Source organism: Hymenobacter sp. M1-2 (assembly GCF_057808495.1).
Genome location: NZ_JBTYZO010000033.1, coordinates 1 through 13,455, shown reverse-complemented (window position 1 = coordinate 13,455; position 13,455 = coordinate 1). Strand labels below are relative to the sequence as shown.

Below are 13,455 nucleotides of genomic sequence, written 5' to 3'. Positions count from 1 at the left end.
TCCTTTTCAACTTCTAACCCCTAAGAACCGAATGGCTACGAACCGCACGTTCACCATGATTAAGCCCGACGCCACCCAGGAAAACCACATTGGCGGTATCCTGAGCATGATAGAGGAAGGTGGCTTCCGTATTGTTTCGCTGAAGAAAGTGCGCCTGACGCCCGAGCGGGCCGGCAAATTCTACGAAGTGCACAAGGAGCGTCCTTTCTATAACGACCTATTGCAGTATATGTCGTCGGGTCCTATTGTGGCCGCTATTCTGGAGAAAGACAACGCCGTAGCCGATTTCCGCACGCTCATCGGTGCTACCAACCCGGCACAGGCAGCCGAAGGCACCATCCGGAAGAAGTACGCCAAGAGCATCGAAGCCAATGCCGTACACGGTTCCGACTCCGACGAAAACGCGCAGATTGAGGGAGACTTCTTCTTCTCGGCTGACGAACAGCTCTAGTACATTATTTCAGATGCTGGCACCTGCAGCTTAGCCATCTTCTAGAAAATAAATAAAAACCCGCTTGGCAGCGCGCCAAGCGGGTTTTTATTTGTGCTTAAAATAGACTCAAGTTGTGCCTTTTTTGTGCTGAGCAACGGATGCAGCGTACTAAACACAGGTTCGCGAGAGCCTTGCTCTTATGCTCCCTCCGTGGAAAGCACTGGCTCGGCATGACCATGCACGTTTTGTACGGCTTGCGGATCGTGCTTGTGTTTGAAAAGGATGATGAACAAGACGGCAATAACCAGAGCGTACAGAGCAAAGGTTATCCAGATGCCATGCCAGTCTTTGCTACTGTCAGCCAATGTGAAATACTTTTCAATGATGATGCCGCTTAATGAGCTGCCAAGAACGGCCCCGAAGCCGTTGGTCATCATCATAAACAAGCCTTGGGCGCTTGCTCGTATTGCTGGGTCGGTTTGCGTTTCTACAAACAAGGAGCCGGAAATATTGAAGAAGTCGAAGGCCATTCCGTACACGATACAGGACAGGATGATCATCCAGAGGCCATCTCCCGGATTGCCATAGGCAAATAGACCGAACCGTAGCACCCAGGCAATCATGCTAAAAAACATCACCTGCTTGATGCCGAATCTTCTCAGAAAAAACGGTATTGCCAATATGAACAGCGTCTCAGAAATCTGCGAGATAGACATGATGATAGCCGGATACTTCACCGCTATTGTCTCCTTGTAGATATCAACGTTAGCAAAGTCGTGCAGGAAAGTGTCTCCGTAAGCATTGGTCAGCTGCAAGGCCCCGCCCAATAGCATCGCGAATATGAAGAAGATGGCCATTTTGGGGTCCCGGAACAGGGTAAACGACTTCAGGCCTAGAGCATCGACGAGAGTTTTACTTTGACTGCGGCCCAATTGCGGTGGGCACTTAGGCAACGTGAAAGAATAGAAGCCAAGCAAAATTGCAGCGGCCGACGCAACGTAGAATTGGTTGGCGGACGTCTCAAAATGTAATAAGCTAACCACCCAAAGGGCCACAATAAAACCAACGGTTCCCCATACTCTTATCGGCGGGTAGTCCTTAACTACGTCACCGCCGCCGCTTTTGAGAGCCGAGTACGACACGGCAATGGACAAGGCCAGCGTTGGCATGTAGAATATCATATTCAGCAGCATCACCCAAAACATGGTGGACGGGCTGTCGACCATGGGAACCGTGAACAGGACAATGCCGCCCAGAATGTGCAGCAAACCGTATAGTTTTTCGGCATTCACCCATCTATCGGCAACGATGCCCATGATGGAAGGCATGAAGATAGAGGCAATGCCCATGGTCGAGAAGATGGCGCCGAACTGCGCGCCAGACCATTGTTTTGTTTGAAACCAATACGCTCCAATAGTAATCAGCCACGAGCCCCAGATAAAGAACTGTAGGAAACTCATTACAGTGAGACGCAGCTTAATACTCATGCAGATGTGAGAGTGAGGGTGGAAAACTCTTTCAGAAGCAATTGCTTCTGAAAGCTTTGGGATAATGGAGAGTTGCGGGACGAAGCAAACAAGTCAGTACGTTACGCGGAAGTTCCCGGATCATGGCGCAGTTGTAGCCAGGATGTAATCCGGTGAACGGCTCCGTGCAAAAGGGCAGAAGTAAGGTGGGAGGACGAATCGACTACCAACATATTCCCAGTCTTCAAAGATAGGCAAAATTGGAGGGGAGAAATGGCCCCTAAACGCAGCTTAGCGAAGATGCACCGATAGCTCAGGCGAGTACTCCTGGCAGCAGGTGCCATCATGGCTGATTGATTATGAGCTGCTTATAGAATGCGGCCCTGGCTCACAACCAAGGATAGTGTGATGTCGCCCTTACCAAGCAGGGAAGTGTTGGACCCAACTTTTCCGTAAGTGGATAAATGCAAAAAGCCTTTCCAGCTAAGCTGGAAAGGCTTTTTGTTGGACTTGCTACTTATACAGCTGCTTCCTTCTGGGCCAGTGCCGGATAATCGGTGAAGCCTTGGTGGAAGCCTTCGGGACCGGGAGCATAGAAGGTGGCTTGGTCGGGCTGGGCTAGGTTAGCGCCGGTACGCAGGCGCTCTACCAGATCGGGGTTGGCGATGAAGGGGCGGCCGAAAGCTACGAGGTCGGCGCGGCCGCTTTGCAGGGCTTCTTCGGCGCGTTGCGCGTCGTAGCCGCCGCTCAGGATGAGGCTATTGGTGAACTTCTGCCGGATGGCCGTTACGATGCCAGCGGGTACGGCCGGCGCGCCCATCGCTTCGTGGTCTACGAGGTGCAGATACACCAGATTCAGTCTTTGCAGCTCTTCCGCCAAGTATTCGTAGGTGGCGTCCAACTCGTCGTAGGATGCCATGTCGTTGAACACGCCCCAGGGGGAGAGGCGGATGCCGGTGCGCTCAGCGCCGATGGCAGCGGCTACGGCGGCGGCCACTTCCAGCACGAAGCGGCTGCGATTTTCAATGCTGCCGCCGTATTCGTCGGTGCGCTGGTTGGAGTTGGGGTTGAGGAACTGCTCCAGGAAGTAGCCGTTGGCGCCGTGCAACTCCACGCCATCAAAACCGGCCTCAATAGCCAGCTTGGCCGAATGCACAAATTCCTGCACGGCTTCCCGCACTTCGGCGTTGCTCAGGGCGCGCGGCGTGGGGTGGTCCTGCATCTGCTGCTGGTCGGTCCACATCTGGCCGGCGGCGGCTACGGCCGAAGGACCAACCAACTCGGCTCCTTCGGGCAGGTTAAGATGGTGCCCTATACGGCCCGCGTGCATGAGCTGCACGAAAACCCGGCCTCCTTTGGCGTGTACTGCGTCGGTTGTCAGCTTCCAGCCCGCTACGTGCGCCTCGTTGTACAAGCCCGGAATCCGAGCGTAGCCTAGCCCATTGGCAGCCGGCGAAGTGCCTTCCGTGATGATGAGGCCCGCCGTGGCCCGCTGCGCGTAATACTCGGCCACTAGTGCGCCGGGTACATTGCCGAGCGCGCGGCTGCGCGTCATGGGAGCCATTACTACGTGGTTTGCAAGAGTGAGGGAGCCCAGCGTGGCGGGCGAAAACAACTTAGAAGCCATGGGATAGAAAAGTTGAAGTGAAATGACGGGGCTAAAAGCACTAACTAATCGAAATGTTTAAATGAGTCAGGTTAAATTTTTTGTTTCACCCCAGACTCAGCCCTCCCAGAAACGTGGCTAGCTCCTGCATGGCGCCGCGGTTGAGCATGACGTGCACGCACCGGCCGCATTTCTGCGTGAGTACCAAGCCGCTATCAGTCAGAATTTTGAGGTGGTGCGACACGCAGGGCTGCGAAAGGCCCGTGAGTTCTTGCAATTCCGCAAAGGCTAGCTGTTGACGTTGGCTGAGCGCCAGCACAATACTGAGCCGGTACTTATCGGAAAGAGCCCCGGCCGATTTGGCCACGAGTAAAGAGTCCATAGAAAAAGCAAGATAAGGCGCCCCGCGCCGACACCACCTTTGCCTACGCAAAACGGGCCTGAACGCTCAGCGCCAGACCCGTTTTACAAAGTGTTGCGACGACAATTTGGTTTACGCGGCTTCGGCGAAGCGGCGGTTTACTTCGTCCCAGTTGATGGCGTTGTAGAAAGCGGCCACGTAATCGGGGCGGCGGTTCTGATACTTGAGGTAGTAGGCGTGCTCCCACACGTCGAGGCCCAGTACGGGCGTGCCTTGGCAGCCGGCGTCGGGCATGAGCGGGTTGTCCTGGTTGGGCGTGGAGCAGATTTTCACCGAGCCGTCGGCCTGCTTGCACAGCCAGGCCCAACCCGAGCCAAAGCGCGACGTGGCCGCTTTGGTGAATTCTTCCTTGAATTTGTCGTAGCTGCCGAAAGCCTGCGTAATGGCTTCGCCTATTGCGCCAGTGGGGGCGCCACCGCCGTTCTGACCAAGAATTTGCCAGAAGAAAGAGTGGTTCCAGTGGCCGCCGCCGTTGTTGCGTACGGCGGGCGGAGCAGTGGCAATATTTTGCAGCAGGTCCTCCAGGCTCTTGCCCTCCAGTTCGGTGCCGGCAATGGCGTTGTTCAGGTTCGTGACGTACGCCTGGTGGTGCTTGCTGTGGTGGATTTCCATGGTCTGCGCATCAATGTGCGGCTCCAGCGCGTCGTAGGCGTAAGGCAGTTGGGGCAGTTCGAAAGCCATGCTGTTGGGGTTGATAAGGTGGAAAGGAAAAGTAAGCCGGAACATCTTGCCAAAGCGTAGTGGCAAGACGTCTATGCTTAACCGCCAGACCCGGCCGGTGGTTGCGGCGGCGGCCAAAAGTAGCCTATTTCCGTTTCCGGGCGAAGAACTCCTGCATGATGGCCCCGCACTCGTCGGCCAGCACCCCGCTCACCACTTCCGCCTTGGGGTGCAGCAGGTGGCCGTGGCGCCGAAAGCCAAATTTGGGCTCGGCGGCGCCGTACACCACGCGGCGCACCTGGGCCCAGGCCGTGGCCCCGGCGCACATCACGCAGGGCTCCACCGTAACGTAGAGCGTACAGTCGGCCAAGTACTTATTACCGACGTGCCCAGCAGCGGCCGTCAGGGCCAGCATTTCGGCGTGGGCCGTTACGTCGCGCAGCTTCTCGGTTTGGTTGTAGCCCCGCGCAATGATGCGCCGGTCCATCACCACCACGGCCCCAATGGGAATTTCTTCCTCCGCAAACGCGTAACGCGCCTGTTTCAGCGCCTCGCGCATGTAGTCATCGTCGGAGAACATGAGGTGAGTTTAGGAACCGAAGTATCGTTACAGGCGGAGCTATTGAGGAGCTATTGATTAGAAGCGTCAAGCCAAAAATACGCCACGCCCTTGACGGTTGAGCGGCCGTCAAGGGCGTGGCGGGAGGAATGGGTAACTCAGGAGAGTGAAGAACGGCTGCGGCTTGACGATTGAGTTCAAGTAAAACCAGCCGGTTGGCTCGCCGCAACCGAGCTATTTCGTCTTCATCACGATGCTGCTCATCACCTGGCGGGCGGTGAGTTGCCATTGGGCTTGCTCGTCAGCGGGAGCCACGAAGGTGAATACGGTGAGCTGGTCGCCTTCGATGGTGTACTGCACCATTTGGTAGCGGCGAATGGGGGCCAGGTTGCTCGTGCGGCGCGTATCCGCTACCGTCGACACGAATTCCAACACCACAAAATCGCGCTTGTTGATGGTGCGGATGTCCTCGGTCAGAAACTCCACCTTGGAGTACATGTTCTGGACGCTGGCCTTATAGATCTTCAGCAGCAGCGCGTAATCCCGGTTGCTGAAGGTGCTAGGCTTCTGCGCCACGCTAAAGTCGACGCGGCCACTGGGGTTGCTGAACACGGCCAGCGGCTTACGCGGTGCCGGATATTTCACGGCAATACCATCATCGGGCAGCGCCGAAAAGCCTTCGGGCACGCTCACAGTGATGTCCTTATTGATGGCGGTTTTTTTGAGCTTCGGGGCCACAAAAGCCACCAGCCCAACGACGAGTAGCAGGAGCGGGGCGAAGCCAAGGAAACGAAAAACGATTTTCATAAGCGCAGAAAGAAACTAGGCAAGTAGTTGGTAGCAGGACAGTGAGCTGCTATTGAGAGGTGTCTTAACGCCAACTACTTACTATCAGCTACTGAGAGAGTGGAGCCCGAAGCACCGTCGGGCCCGAAAAGCAAAGCTCCGAAGCCACAACGACCCCGGAGCTGTAAAACGTGCCAGCAACGCTGTTAGCGGCGCTTTTTCTTGGACACCGCGGCCGAAGGATACTTGATGCTCACCTTCTTCCAGTACACGTAGTTGCCGGTTTTGGCTTCTACCATGTAGTTGCCGGCCGGAATGCGGCCCAGGTCCACCGGAGCGCCAGTGTTGTTGGCGGGGTCGAGGTCGGTGCTGTAGATGGCCTGCTTCTTATAATTGGTCACGACGAGCGTGCCGGGCTTGGTGAACTGCTGCGTGAAGCTGAGCATGATGGTCTGCCCGCTGGACGACGGGAAAACGTCGATACCCGACAGCGTTTCCACTCGTTTGATGGGGCCGTTGAGCGTTACGGGCTCCGCGGTTTCAGATTTGGTTTTGATTTCCGTGCCGTTCTCCGACTTCGTTTTGGTTTTAACCTTGGTCTGGGCCTGGGCCGCGGAGAAGGTGAGTAGGGCAGCGGCCAAGGCAAGCAGAGCAGAGCGTTTCATGTCGGTAGTTGGTAAGAAAGAAGAGTTGAGGTCAGATGCGAGACGGTTTTGGAAGAGCGTTTTGCACACTCCGTGCCGAAGTTACCGCAAGCGTATGAAAAAGGCCTCATCTTCTCGAAAAACAGGTATTATGCACAATTCATTGTGGTTTTCGTGCCAGATGAGGAGCTTACTTTTTCCTATTCCACTGATTTTTCCTGGCTACCTTCGCTTTGAATTTAGAAGTGAGAGATTAGAAGTGAGAAGTCAGACTTTTGGTTGAGCAACTCTCATTTCTCACTTCTAATCTCTCACTTCTAAAAAAAGCTATGCTCCGGACGCACACCTGCGGCGAACTTCGCCCCGAACACGTTGGTCAAACCGTTACGCTCTGCGGCTGGGTACAGCGCACCCGCGACAAAGGCGGCATCCTCTGGATTGACCTGCGCGACCGGTACGGCCTCACCCAGCTGGCCCTCGAAGAAGGCGTAGAAACGGCTGAAGTGCGCGAGCAGGCCCGCCAGCTCGGCCGTGAGTTCGTGCTCTGCGTGAGTGGCAAAGTAGCCGAGCGCCACTCCAAAAACGATAAAATGCCCACTGGCGCCATCGAAATTCGGGTGGAGAAGCTCGACGTGCTGAACCCGGCCAAGCTGCCGCCCTTCCTCATCGAAGACGACACCGACGGCGGCGACGACCTGCGGATGAAATATCGTTACCTCGACCTGCGCCGCGCGCCCGTGCGCCAAAACCTGATGCTGCGCCACCGCGTGGCCCAGGCCACCCGCCGCTACCTCGACGGCCAGCAGTTTATCGAAGTGGAAACGCCGGTACTCATCAAAAGCACGCCGGAAGGAGCCCGCGACTTCGTGGTGCCCTCGCGCATGAACCCCGGCGAATTCTACGCCCTGCCGCAAAGCCCCCAGACGTTCAAGCAGCTGCTCATGGTGTCGGGCTTTGATCGGTACTTCCAGATCGTGAAATGCTTCCGCGACGAAGACCTGCGCGCCGACCGCCAGCCCGAATTCACGCAAATCGACTGCGAAATGTCGTTTGTGGAGCAGGAAGACATTCTCAGCACCTTCGAAGGGCTGGTGCAGTACCTGTTTCGGGAAGTGAAAGGCTTGGAAATAGGCACGTTGCCCCGCATGACCTACGCCGACGCCATGCGCCTCTACGGCAACGATAAGCCCGACACGCGCTTCGGGATGCAGTTCGTGGAGCTAAACGACCTCGTGAAAGGCCACAACTTCCCCGTATTTGAGGCGGCCGGCCTCGTGGTAGGCATCTGCGCTACCGGCGCGGCCTCCTATACCCGCAAACAGCTCGACGAGCTAACCGACTACGTGAAACGCCCGCAGATTGGGGCCACTGGCCTGGTGTACGCCCGTGTGGAGACGGATGGCAGCGTGAAGTCGTCGGTGGATAAGTTCTACGGACCGGAGCAGTTGCAGCAGTGGAAAGCGGCCTTCAACGCCCAGCCCGGCGACTTGCTGCTGGTGCTGGCTGGCGAGCCTAACAAAACTCGCAAAGCCCTGAGCGAGCTGCGCCTGGAAATGGGCCAGCGCCTCGGGTTGCGCGATAAAGACACTTTCTCGGCCCTGTGGGTGGTCGATTTCCCACTGCTTGAATTCAACGAGGAGGAAGGCCGCTACTTCGCCATGCACCACCCTTTCACCTCACCCAAGCCAGAAGATGTAGCCTTGCTCGATTCGCCCGACACCATCGGCGACGTGCGCGCCAACGCCTACGACATGGTCATCAACGGCGTGGAAGTAGGCGGCGGCTCCATCCGCATCCACGACCGCGCCGTGCAGGCCCGCATGTTCAGCTTGCTGGGTTTCTCCGATGAAGAAGCCAAAGCGCAGTTCGGCTTCCTGCTCGACGCTTTCGAGTACGGTGCCCCGCCCCACGGCGGCATCGCCTTCGGTTTCGACCGGCTCTGTAGCCTCTTCGGCGGCGCCGATTCCATCCGCGACTTCATCGCCTTCCCCAAAAACAACTCCGGCCGCGACGTCATGATCGACTCGCCTTCCCAGATTTCCGGCGCGCAGCTTAAAGAGTTGAGCATTGCTACGGCGGTAGCCGAGAAGAAGTAGAATAAGTAGAGACTAGAGCAGCACAAGCGGCACCTGAAGGTTCAGGCGCCGCTTGTGTTTTTTCTCGATAGACTTTTAACTCGGGAACCGACCGGCTTTTTCCAGCGCCTCCTGTTCAAGTAAGCGCTCTGGAGCATTAAGGCTGAGGAGCCGGACTGTTGCTTGCGCTATTGGCGTCCGCGCTTGAAGTAATAGTCCGACAACCGCAAAATGTGCGTTCCATTCGTCGGTGCGTAGGTTGAATAGTCGGACTAAGGTGCCATCATCAGCTAGAGAAGCAATATCGCTGCCTTCATGCTGGTTACAGAAAACACATGCATAGGCTAAATTATCGATGATGGTGAGGCCACCATGCTTTTCGCTGATGATGTGATCTACCTGGCATCCAAATACCATATCTTCTTCTTCTAGCCGACAGTATTCACAGCGCAATTCTGCCCGTAGTGCCACTTGCCGCCGCACAGCAGCACTGATGTATGCCCGGCTCACGCAGCCAAGCGACGGCGGGCTCGCGCCTTAGCGAGGCGTAGCAGGTGTTCTAGTTGCAGGAAATGCGCTATCTCAGTTGCTTCAGTTGGTCTTAAACCAGTCGTCTTCTCCTGCTGAATCAAATCGGCCACTCATTCTCGCACGGCCTCCGAAGGTCAATAAGCTGTCAAGTCCTCGGGAGTGAAGCCACTGGCCAGCCAGTCAATCATTTCTTCGTAAGCACGGTTCATAGTTCCAAGTTACCGATTGAGTTATAAACCTAAAACGTCTACTGCGCCTAGCAGGGGAACAACGGACTTCTTGCGCACCTAAACCAACAACAGTATACCAAGCCTGCTGAAAAAAGGCTTTCTTGCCAGGGTGTTTGTCCGAGCAAAGACTTTCATCTGGTTTATTGCCATGCGCCGCTTTGCTGCTTTGCTTCTGGGAATGCTGCTGACTAGCACGTGGGCTGTGACAGCGGGTGGCGGACCCGTTTTTCGTACGCTCACGGCCGCCGATGGGCTGGCGGAGAACAGCGTACATAGCATCGTGCAGGACCAGCGCGGATTCCTGTGGGTGGGCACCCAGGATGGCCTCAGCCGCTACGATGGCGTGGGCTTTCGGACGTTTCGCGCCAATGCCCGCCGCCCTACCAGCCTGGCCAGCAACTTCGTGCTTTCGCTCTGCCAGGACCGCGCCGGCCGCGTATGGGCGGGCACTGCCGGCGGCCTCTCCCGCTACGACCCGCGTACCGACCAATTCCGAAACTACCGCGCCGAGCCCGGCGATTCCAGTGGTCTGACTTCCAACTTCATCCGGGTCGTGCACTGCGACCGACGGGGGCAGGTGTGGGCCGGGGCTGAAGACGGACTGCACTGCTACAACCCGAGCACCAGCCGCTTCACCGCTTTTCATCACGCTCCCGCCGCCGTAGTCAACGTGCGCCAGAACTCGGTGCGGGCTTTGGCGCAGGACCGGGCTGGCACGGTGTGGGTGGGCAATGGCGAGGGCCAGATTAGTCGGCTTGATACCGTGCGGGGCCTGCTACGGCCCGATTCGCGTCTCACGCCGGCCGGTGCCATCAGCACACTCTACGCCGACCGGGCCGGTGGCTTATGGGTGGGCACTGAAACAGGGCTGCTTCGCTATCTACCCGCTGCTGGAGCTACGTGCGTGTTTGCTCCCGGCTCTCGGCCCGGCAGCTTACCCGCGGGTGGGGTGAACACCGTATTCGAAGACCATCAGGGCACGGTGTGGGTGGGCACCAACGAAGGGCTATGCCGTTATGAGCCCGCCACGGGCACCTTTCACCGCACCCGGCACGAATCACTCAACCCACGGAGTCTGCCCAATAACACGGTGAAGGCCCTGGCCCAGGACCGTTCGGGGCTATTGTGGGTGGGCACTGATGCCGGCCTGAGCAGCGCCGATCCGCGTCCGGGTGCTTTTGGCCACGGAGTGCCGGGAGTCACTGGGCCGGTGTGGGCCGTGACGTCGGACCTGGCCGGGCGGCTATGGGTGGGCACTGAAGAGCAAGGAATAGTGTGCTACAACCCCGCTACCGGCCAGCGCCAACAGTACCGCCATGAACCAGCTAATCCGGGCAGTTTAGCTCAGGACCATGTGCGAGCCTTGTGCTTTGATAGGCGCGGGCGCCTCTGGGTGGGTACGCAGAGCCAGGGCCTCGATTGTTGGGAGCCGGGCAGTGGCCAGTTTGTTCACTACCGCCACCAGCCTCAATTGCCCAACAGTCTCTCCGACGACTTCGTGCGGTCGGTGTACGAAGACCCGCAGGGCTTGCTGTGGATAGGCACCGAAGCGGGTTTGAACCGCTACGACCCCGCGACGCGCCGCTTCACCACCTTCCGCAACCTGCCCAATAGCCCCAGCAGCTTGCCCAACAACTTCGTGCGCGTAACGCTGCAAGACCAACGCGGGCTGCTGTGGATTGGCACCGGTGGCGGCGGGCTCAGCCGTTACGACCCGCTTTCCGGGGGCTTTACCACTTTCCGGGCCGATGGCCGCGACCCGCATAGCCTGAGCAGCAACTTTGTGCGTTGCCTGCTGCGCGACCGAGCTGGTACTCTTTGGGTGGGCACCGAAGGCGGCGGCTTGTGTCGTTTGGATGACTCTGTGACTGGCCGCTTTACGGTTTTCGACGAAGACAAGGGCCTCCCCAACAACGTCATCTACGGCATGCTCGAAGACGCCCAGGGCTACCTGTGGCTGGCAACCAATAAGGGCATAGCCCGCTTCACGCCGCGTACCCAGCAATTCCACTCCTTCGACACGCGCGACGGACTGATTCAGGATGAGTTTAATGCCGGTGCGGCGCACCGAGCCCCCAATGGGCGCTTGTATTTCGGGGGCGGAAACGGAATAGTGGATTTCCAGCCCACGGCTGTGCGCACCAATGCCATGCCGCCGCCCGTGGTACTCACCGGACTGCTCAAATTCAACCGCCGGGTGGAGCTGCCCGACACCTCTATCACCGAACGGCGCGTGTTGCGCCTGGAGCCCGAAGACTACGTTTTCTCGCTGGAATTCGCGGCCCTCAACTTTCATCTGCCCGATAAAAACCGGTACGCCTACCGCCTCGAAGGACTCGATAAGGACTGGATTGAAGCTGGTCCGCGCCGGGAGGCTACCTACACCAACCTGGACCCCGGTACCTATACTTTCCGGGTGCGCGCCGCTAACAACGACGGGGTGTGGAGCCCTGGTGGCGCGGCGCTGCGCATTGTGGTCAGGCCGCCGTGGTACCGCACGTGGTGGTTTCAGGTGGGGCTGAGCTGGGTGGTGTTCGGGGTTTTGGTGATGGCCTATCGGATACGGGTGCGCCAGTTGCTGGCCTTGGAGCGGGTGCGCCACGGCATCGCGCGCGACTTGCACGACGACATGGGTTCCACGCTGAGCAGTATTTCCATTCTGAGCCAGGTGGCGCGCAACCACCAGCGCCAGCAGCGTCCCGAGCAGGCCGCCGCGCTACTCGAGCAAATCGGGGATTCGTCGCGCCGCATGCTCGATGCCATGGACGACATCGTGTGGTCCATCAACCCCGCGCACGACTCGCTGGAAGACGTAACGGCCCGTATGCGCGGCTTTGCCTCCGAGGTCCTCGAAGCGCGCGGCATAGATTTCACCTTCCGCGCCGACCCGTCGGTGCAGGGGTTGCGACTGGATATGCGGGCCCGCCGCGAGTTTTTCCTACTCTTCAAAGAAGCTGTAAACAACCTGGCCAAGTACGCCCAGTGCCAGCACGCCCACATCAAGCTCGCTTACCGCCACGGCCAGCTGCACCTCACCGTGCAGGATGATGGCGTTGGTTTCGACCCTACCTTGCCCGCCCAAGGCGGCGGCAACGGCCTCACCAATATGCGCAGCCGGGCCGTCGCCCTTGCCGGCCAGCTTGCCATCGAAACCGCCCCCGGCCAAGGCACCACGCTCACTTTGAAAGTGCCTTTGAAAGAGTAATTGGCAGGTTACGACCAGCTTTTACCCAGCTCAATCCAAGCACTATAGCTACCCGGCTCGTCACATCATTGTGTGGTCGCGCGGGGTGGTTATAGCTTGTACCTTTACTATATTGAATTTCACATCTATTTATTCCCGATGGAAACTAGCACCCGCGTCCTGATTTATGAAGACAATGCTGACCTGCGAGCCAGCCTGAGCCAGTTATTGCTAGGCTCGCCGGGGCTGGAACTGGCCGGGGCGCTGGGCAACTGCATGCAGGCCGAAGCCGATATGGCCCGCCTCAGCCCCGATGTGGTGCTCATGGACATCGACATGCCCGGTTGCACGGGCATCGAAGGGCTGCGCCGCATCAAGGCCGTAGCGCCAAACATCAACGTGGTCATGCTGACGGTCTTTGAGGAAAACGAGCGGGTATTTGATGCCGTATGCGCCGGTGCCGATGGCTACTTACTCAAGAAAACGCCTCCCGCGCGCCTGCTCGACGCCATTAGTGAAGTGCGGGCGGGCGGCGCGCCCATGACGCCCGCCATTGCCCGACAGGTGCTGCGCCTGTTTCCGAAAGCCCCGCCCCGCACCGTGGAAGAGTCGCCGGCCAACCTGAGTGCCCGCGAACAGGAGATTCTGGGCCTGCTCGTGGAAGGCTACAGCTACAAGATGATTGCCGCCGACCGGGGCATCAGCATCGACACAGTACGCTCCCACATCAAGAAAATTTACGAAAAGCTGCACGTCCGCTCCATGACCGAAGCCGTCAGCAAAGCCCTCCGCCAAGGCCTGGCTTAGAAGCTGTTTGAGTTAATTTCGGGTCATGGAAAAGTTAGTCCCGCCCTCGGCTC

At 58.1% G+C, this 13,455-nt stretch carries 12 protein-coding genes; 4 read left to right on the top strand and 8 right to left on the bottom strand.

The genetic code is table 11. The features are described from left to right. Window positions 1-31 precede the first annotated feature (31 nt). Entirely contained in the window at window positions 32-451 is a 420-nt protein-coding gene (locus tag ACYSMN_RS23410; protein ID WP_488926351.1) for a nucleoside-diphosphate kinase, read from the top strand. Window positions 452-630: 179 nt separating this feature from the next. Here ACYSMN_RS23410 and ACYSMN_RS23405 read toward each other — a convergent pair whose 3' ends face one another. The 7 genes from ACYSMN_RS23405 to ACYSMN_RS23375 all read right to left on the bottom strand — a co-directional run bounded on the left by ACYSMN_RS23405 (window position 631) and on the right by ACYSMN_RS23375 (window position 6,596). Then, a complete protein-coding gene (locus tag ACYSMN_RS23405) occupies window positions 631-1,920 on the bottom strand; it encodes a nucleoside permease (protein ID WP_488926350.1) in 1,290 nt (429 codons plus the stop codon). Between the two features lie 496 nt (window positions 1,921-2,416). Next, window positions 2,417-3,526 carry an alkene reductase gene (locus ACYSMN_RS23400; RefSeq protein ID WP_488926349.1) on the bottom strand — a complete coding sequence of 370 codons (1,110 nt, stop codon included), beginning with the start codon at window positions 3,524-3,526 and terminating at the stop codon, window positions 2,417-2,419. Between the two features lie 85 nt (window positions 3,527-3,611). Beyond that, window positions 3,612-3,887, bottom strand: a complete 276-nt coding sequence (locus tag ACYSMN_RS23395; protein WP_488926348.1) for an ArsR/SmtB family transcription factor — start codon at window positions 3,885-3,887, stop codon at window positions 3,612-3,614. A 111-nt stretch (window positions 3,888-3,998) separates the two neighbouring features. Continuing rightward, window positions 3,999-4,607 (bottom strand): superoxide dismutase, encoded by a 609-nt coding sequence (locus ACYSMN_RS23390; RefSeq protein WP_488926347.1) that lies wholly within the window; start codon window positions 4,605-4,607, stop codon window positions 3,999-4,001. A 124-nt stretch (window positions 4,608-4,731) separates the two neighbouring features. Beyond that, window positions 4,732-5,166 carry a nucleoside deaminase gene (locus tag ACYSMN_RS23385; protein WP_488926346.1) on the bottom strand — a complete coding sequence of 145 codons (435 nt, stop codon included), beginning with the start codon at window positions 5,164-5,166 and terminating at the stop codon, window positions 4,732-4,734. 213 nt (window positions 5,167-5,379) lie between these two features. Beyond that, window positions 5,380-5,952 carry a hypothetical protein gene (locus ACYSMN_RS23380; protein WP_488926345.1) on the bottom strand — a complete coding sequence of 191 codons (573 nt, stop codon included), beginning with the start codon at window positions 5,950-5,952 and terminating at the stop codon, window positions 5,380-5,382. A 185-nt stretch (window positions 5,953-6,137) separates the two neighbouring features. Further along, window positions 6,138-6,596, bottom strand: coding sequence for a T9SS type A sorting domain-containing protein (locus ACYSMN_RS23375; protein WP_488926344.1), 459 nt, complete (start codon window positions 6,594-6,596; stop codon window positions 6,138-6,140). Between the two features lie 308 nt (window positions 6,597-6,904). Between ACYSMN_RS23375 and aspS the strand changes: the two genes are divergently transcribed. Next, the gene (aspS, locus tag ACYSMN_RS23370) at window positions 6,905-8,671 is read left to right on the top strand and encodes an aspartate--tRNA ligase (protein WP_488926343.1); all 1,767 of its coding nucleotides are present in this window, start codon (window positions 6,905-6,907) and stop codon (window positions 8,669-8,671) included. 75 nt (window positions 8,672-8,746) lie between these two features. On the opposite strand, the gene ACYSMN_RS23365 is transcribed toward aspS, so the two are convergent. Further along, window positions 8,747-9,160, bottom strand: a complete 414-nt coding sequence (locus ACYSMN_RS23365; protein WP_488926342.1) for an HNH endonuclease — start codon at window positions 9,158-9,160, stop codon at window positions 8,747-8,749. Window positions 9,161-9,559: 399 nt separating this feature from the next. Between ACYSMN_RS23365 and ACYSMN_RS23360 the strand changes: the two genes are divergently transcribed. Then, window positions 9,560-12,616 (top strand): sensor histidine kinase, encoded by a 3,057-nt coding sequence (locus ACYSMN_RS23360; RefSeq protein WP_488926341.1) that lies wholly within the window; start codon window positions 9,560-9,562, stop codon window positions 12,614-12,616. Window positions 12,617-12,754: 138 nt separating this feature from the next. Next, a complete protein-coding gene (locus ACYSMN_RS23355; RefSeq protein ID WP_488926340.1) occupies window positions 12,755-13,402 on the top strand; it encodes a response regulator in 648 nt (215 codons plus the stop codon). Window positions 13,403-13,455: the final 53 nt, after the last annotated feature.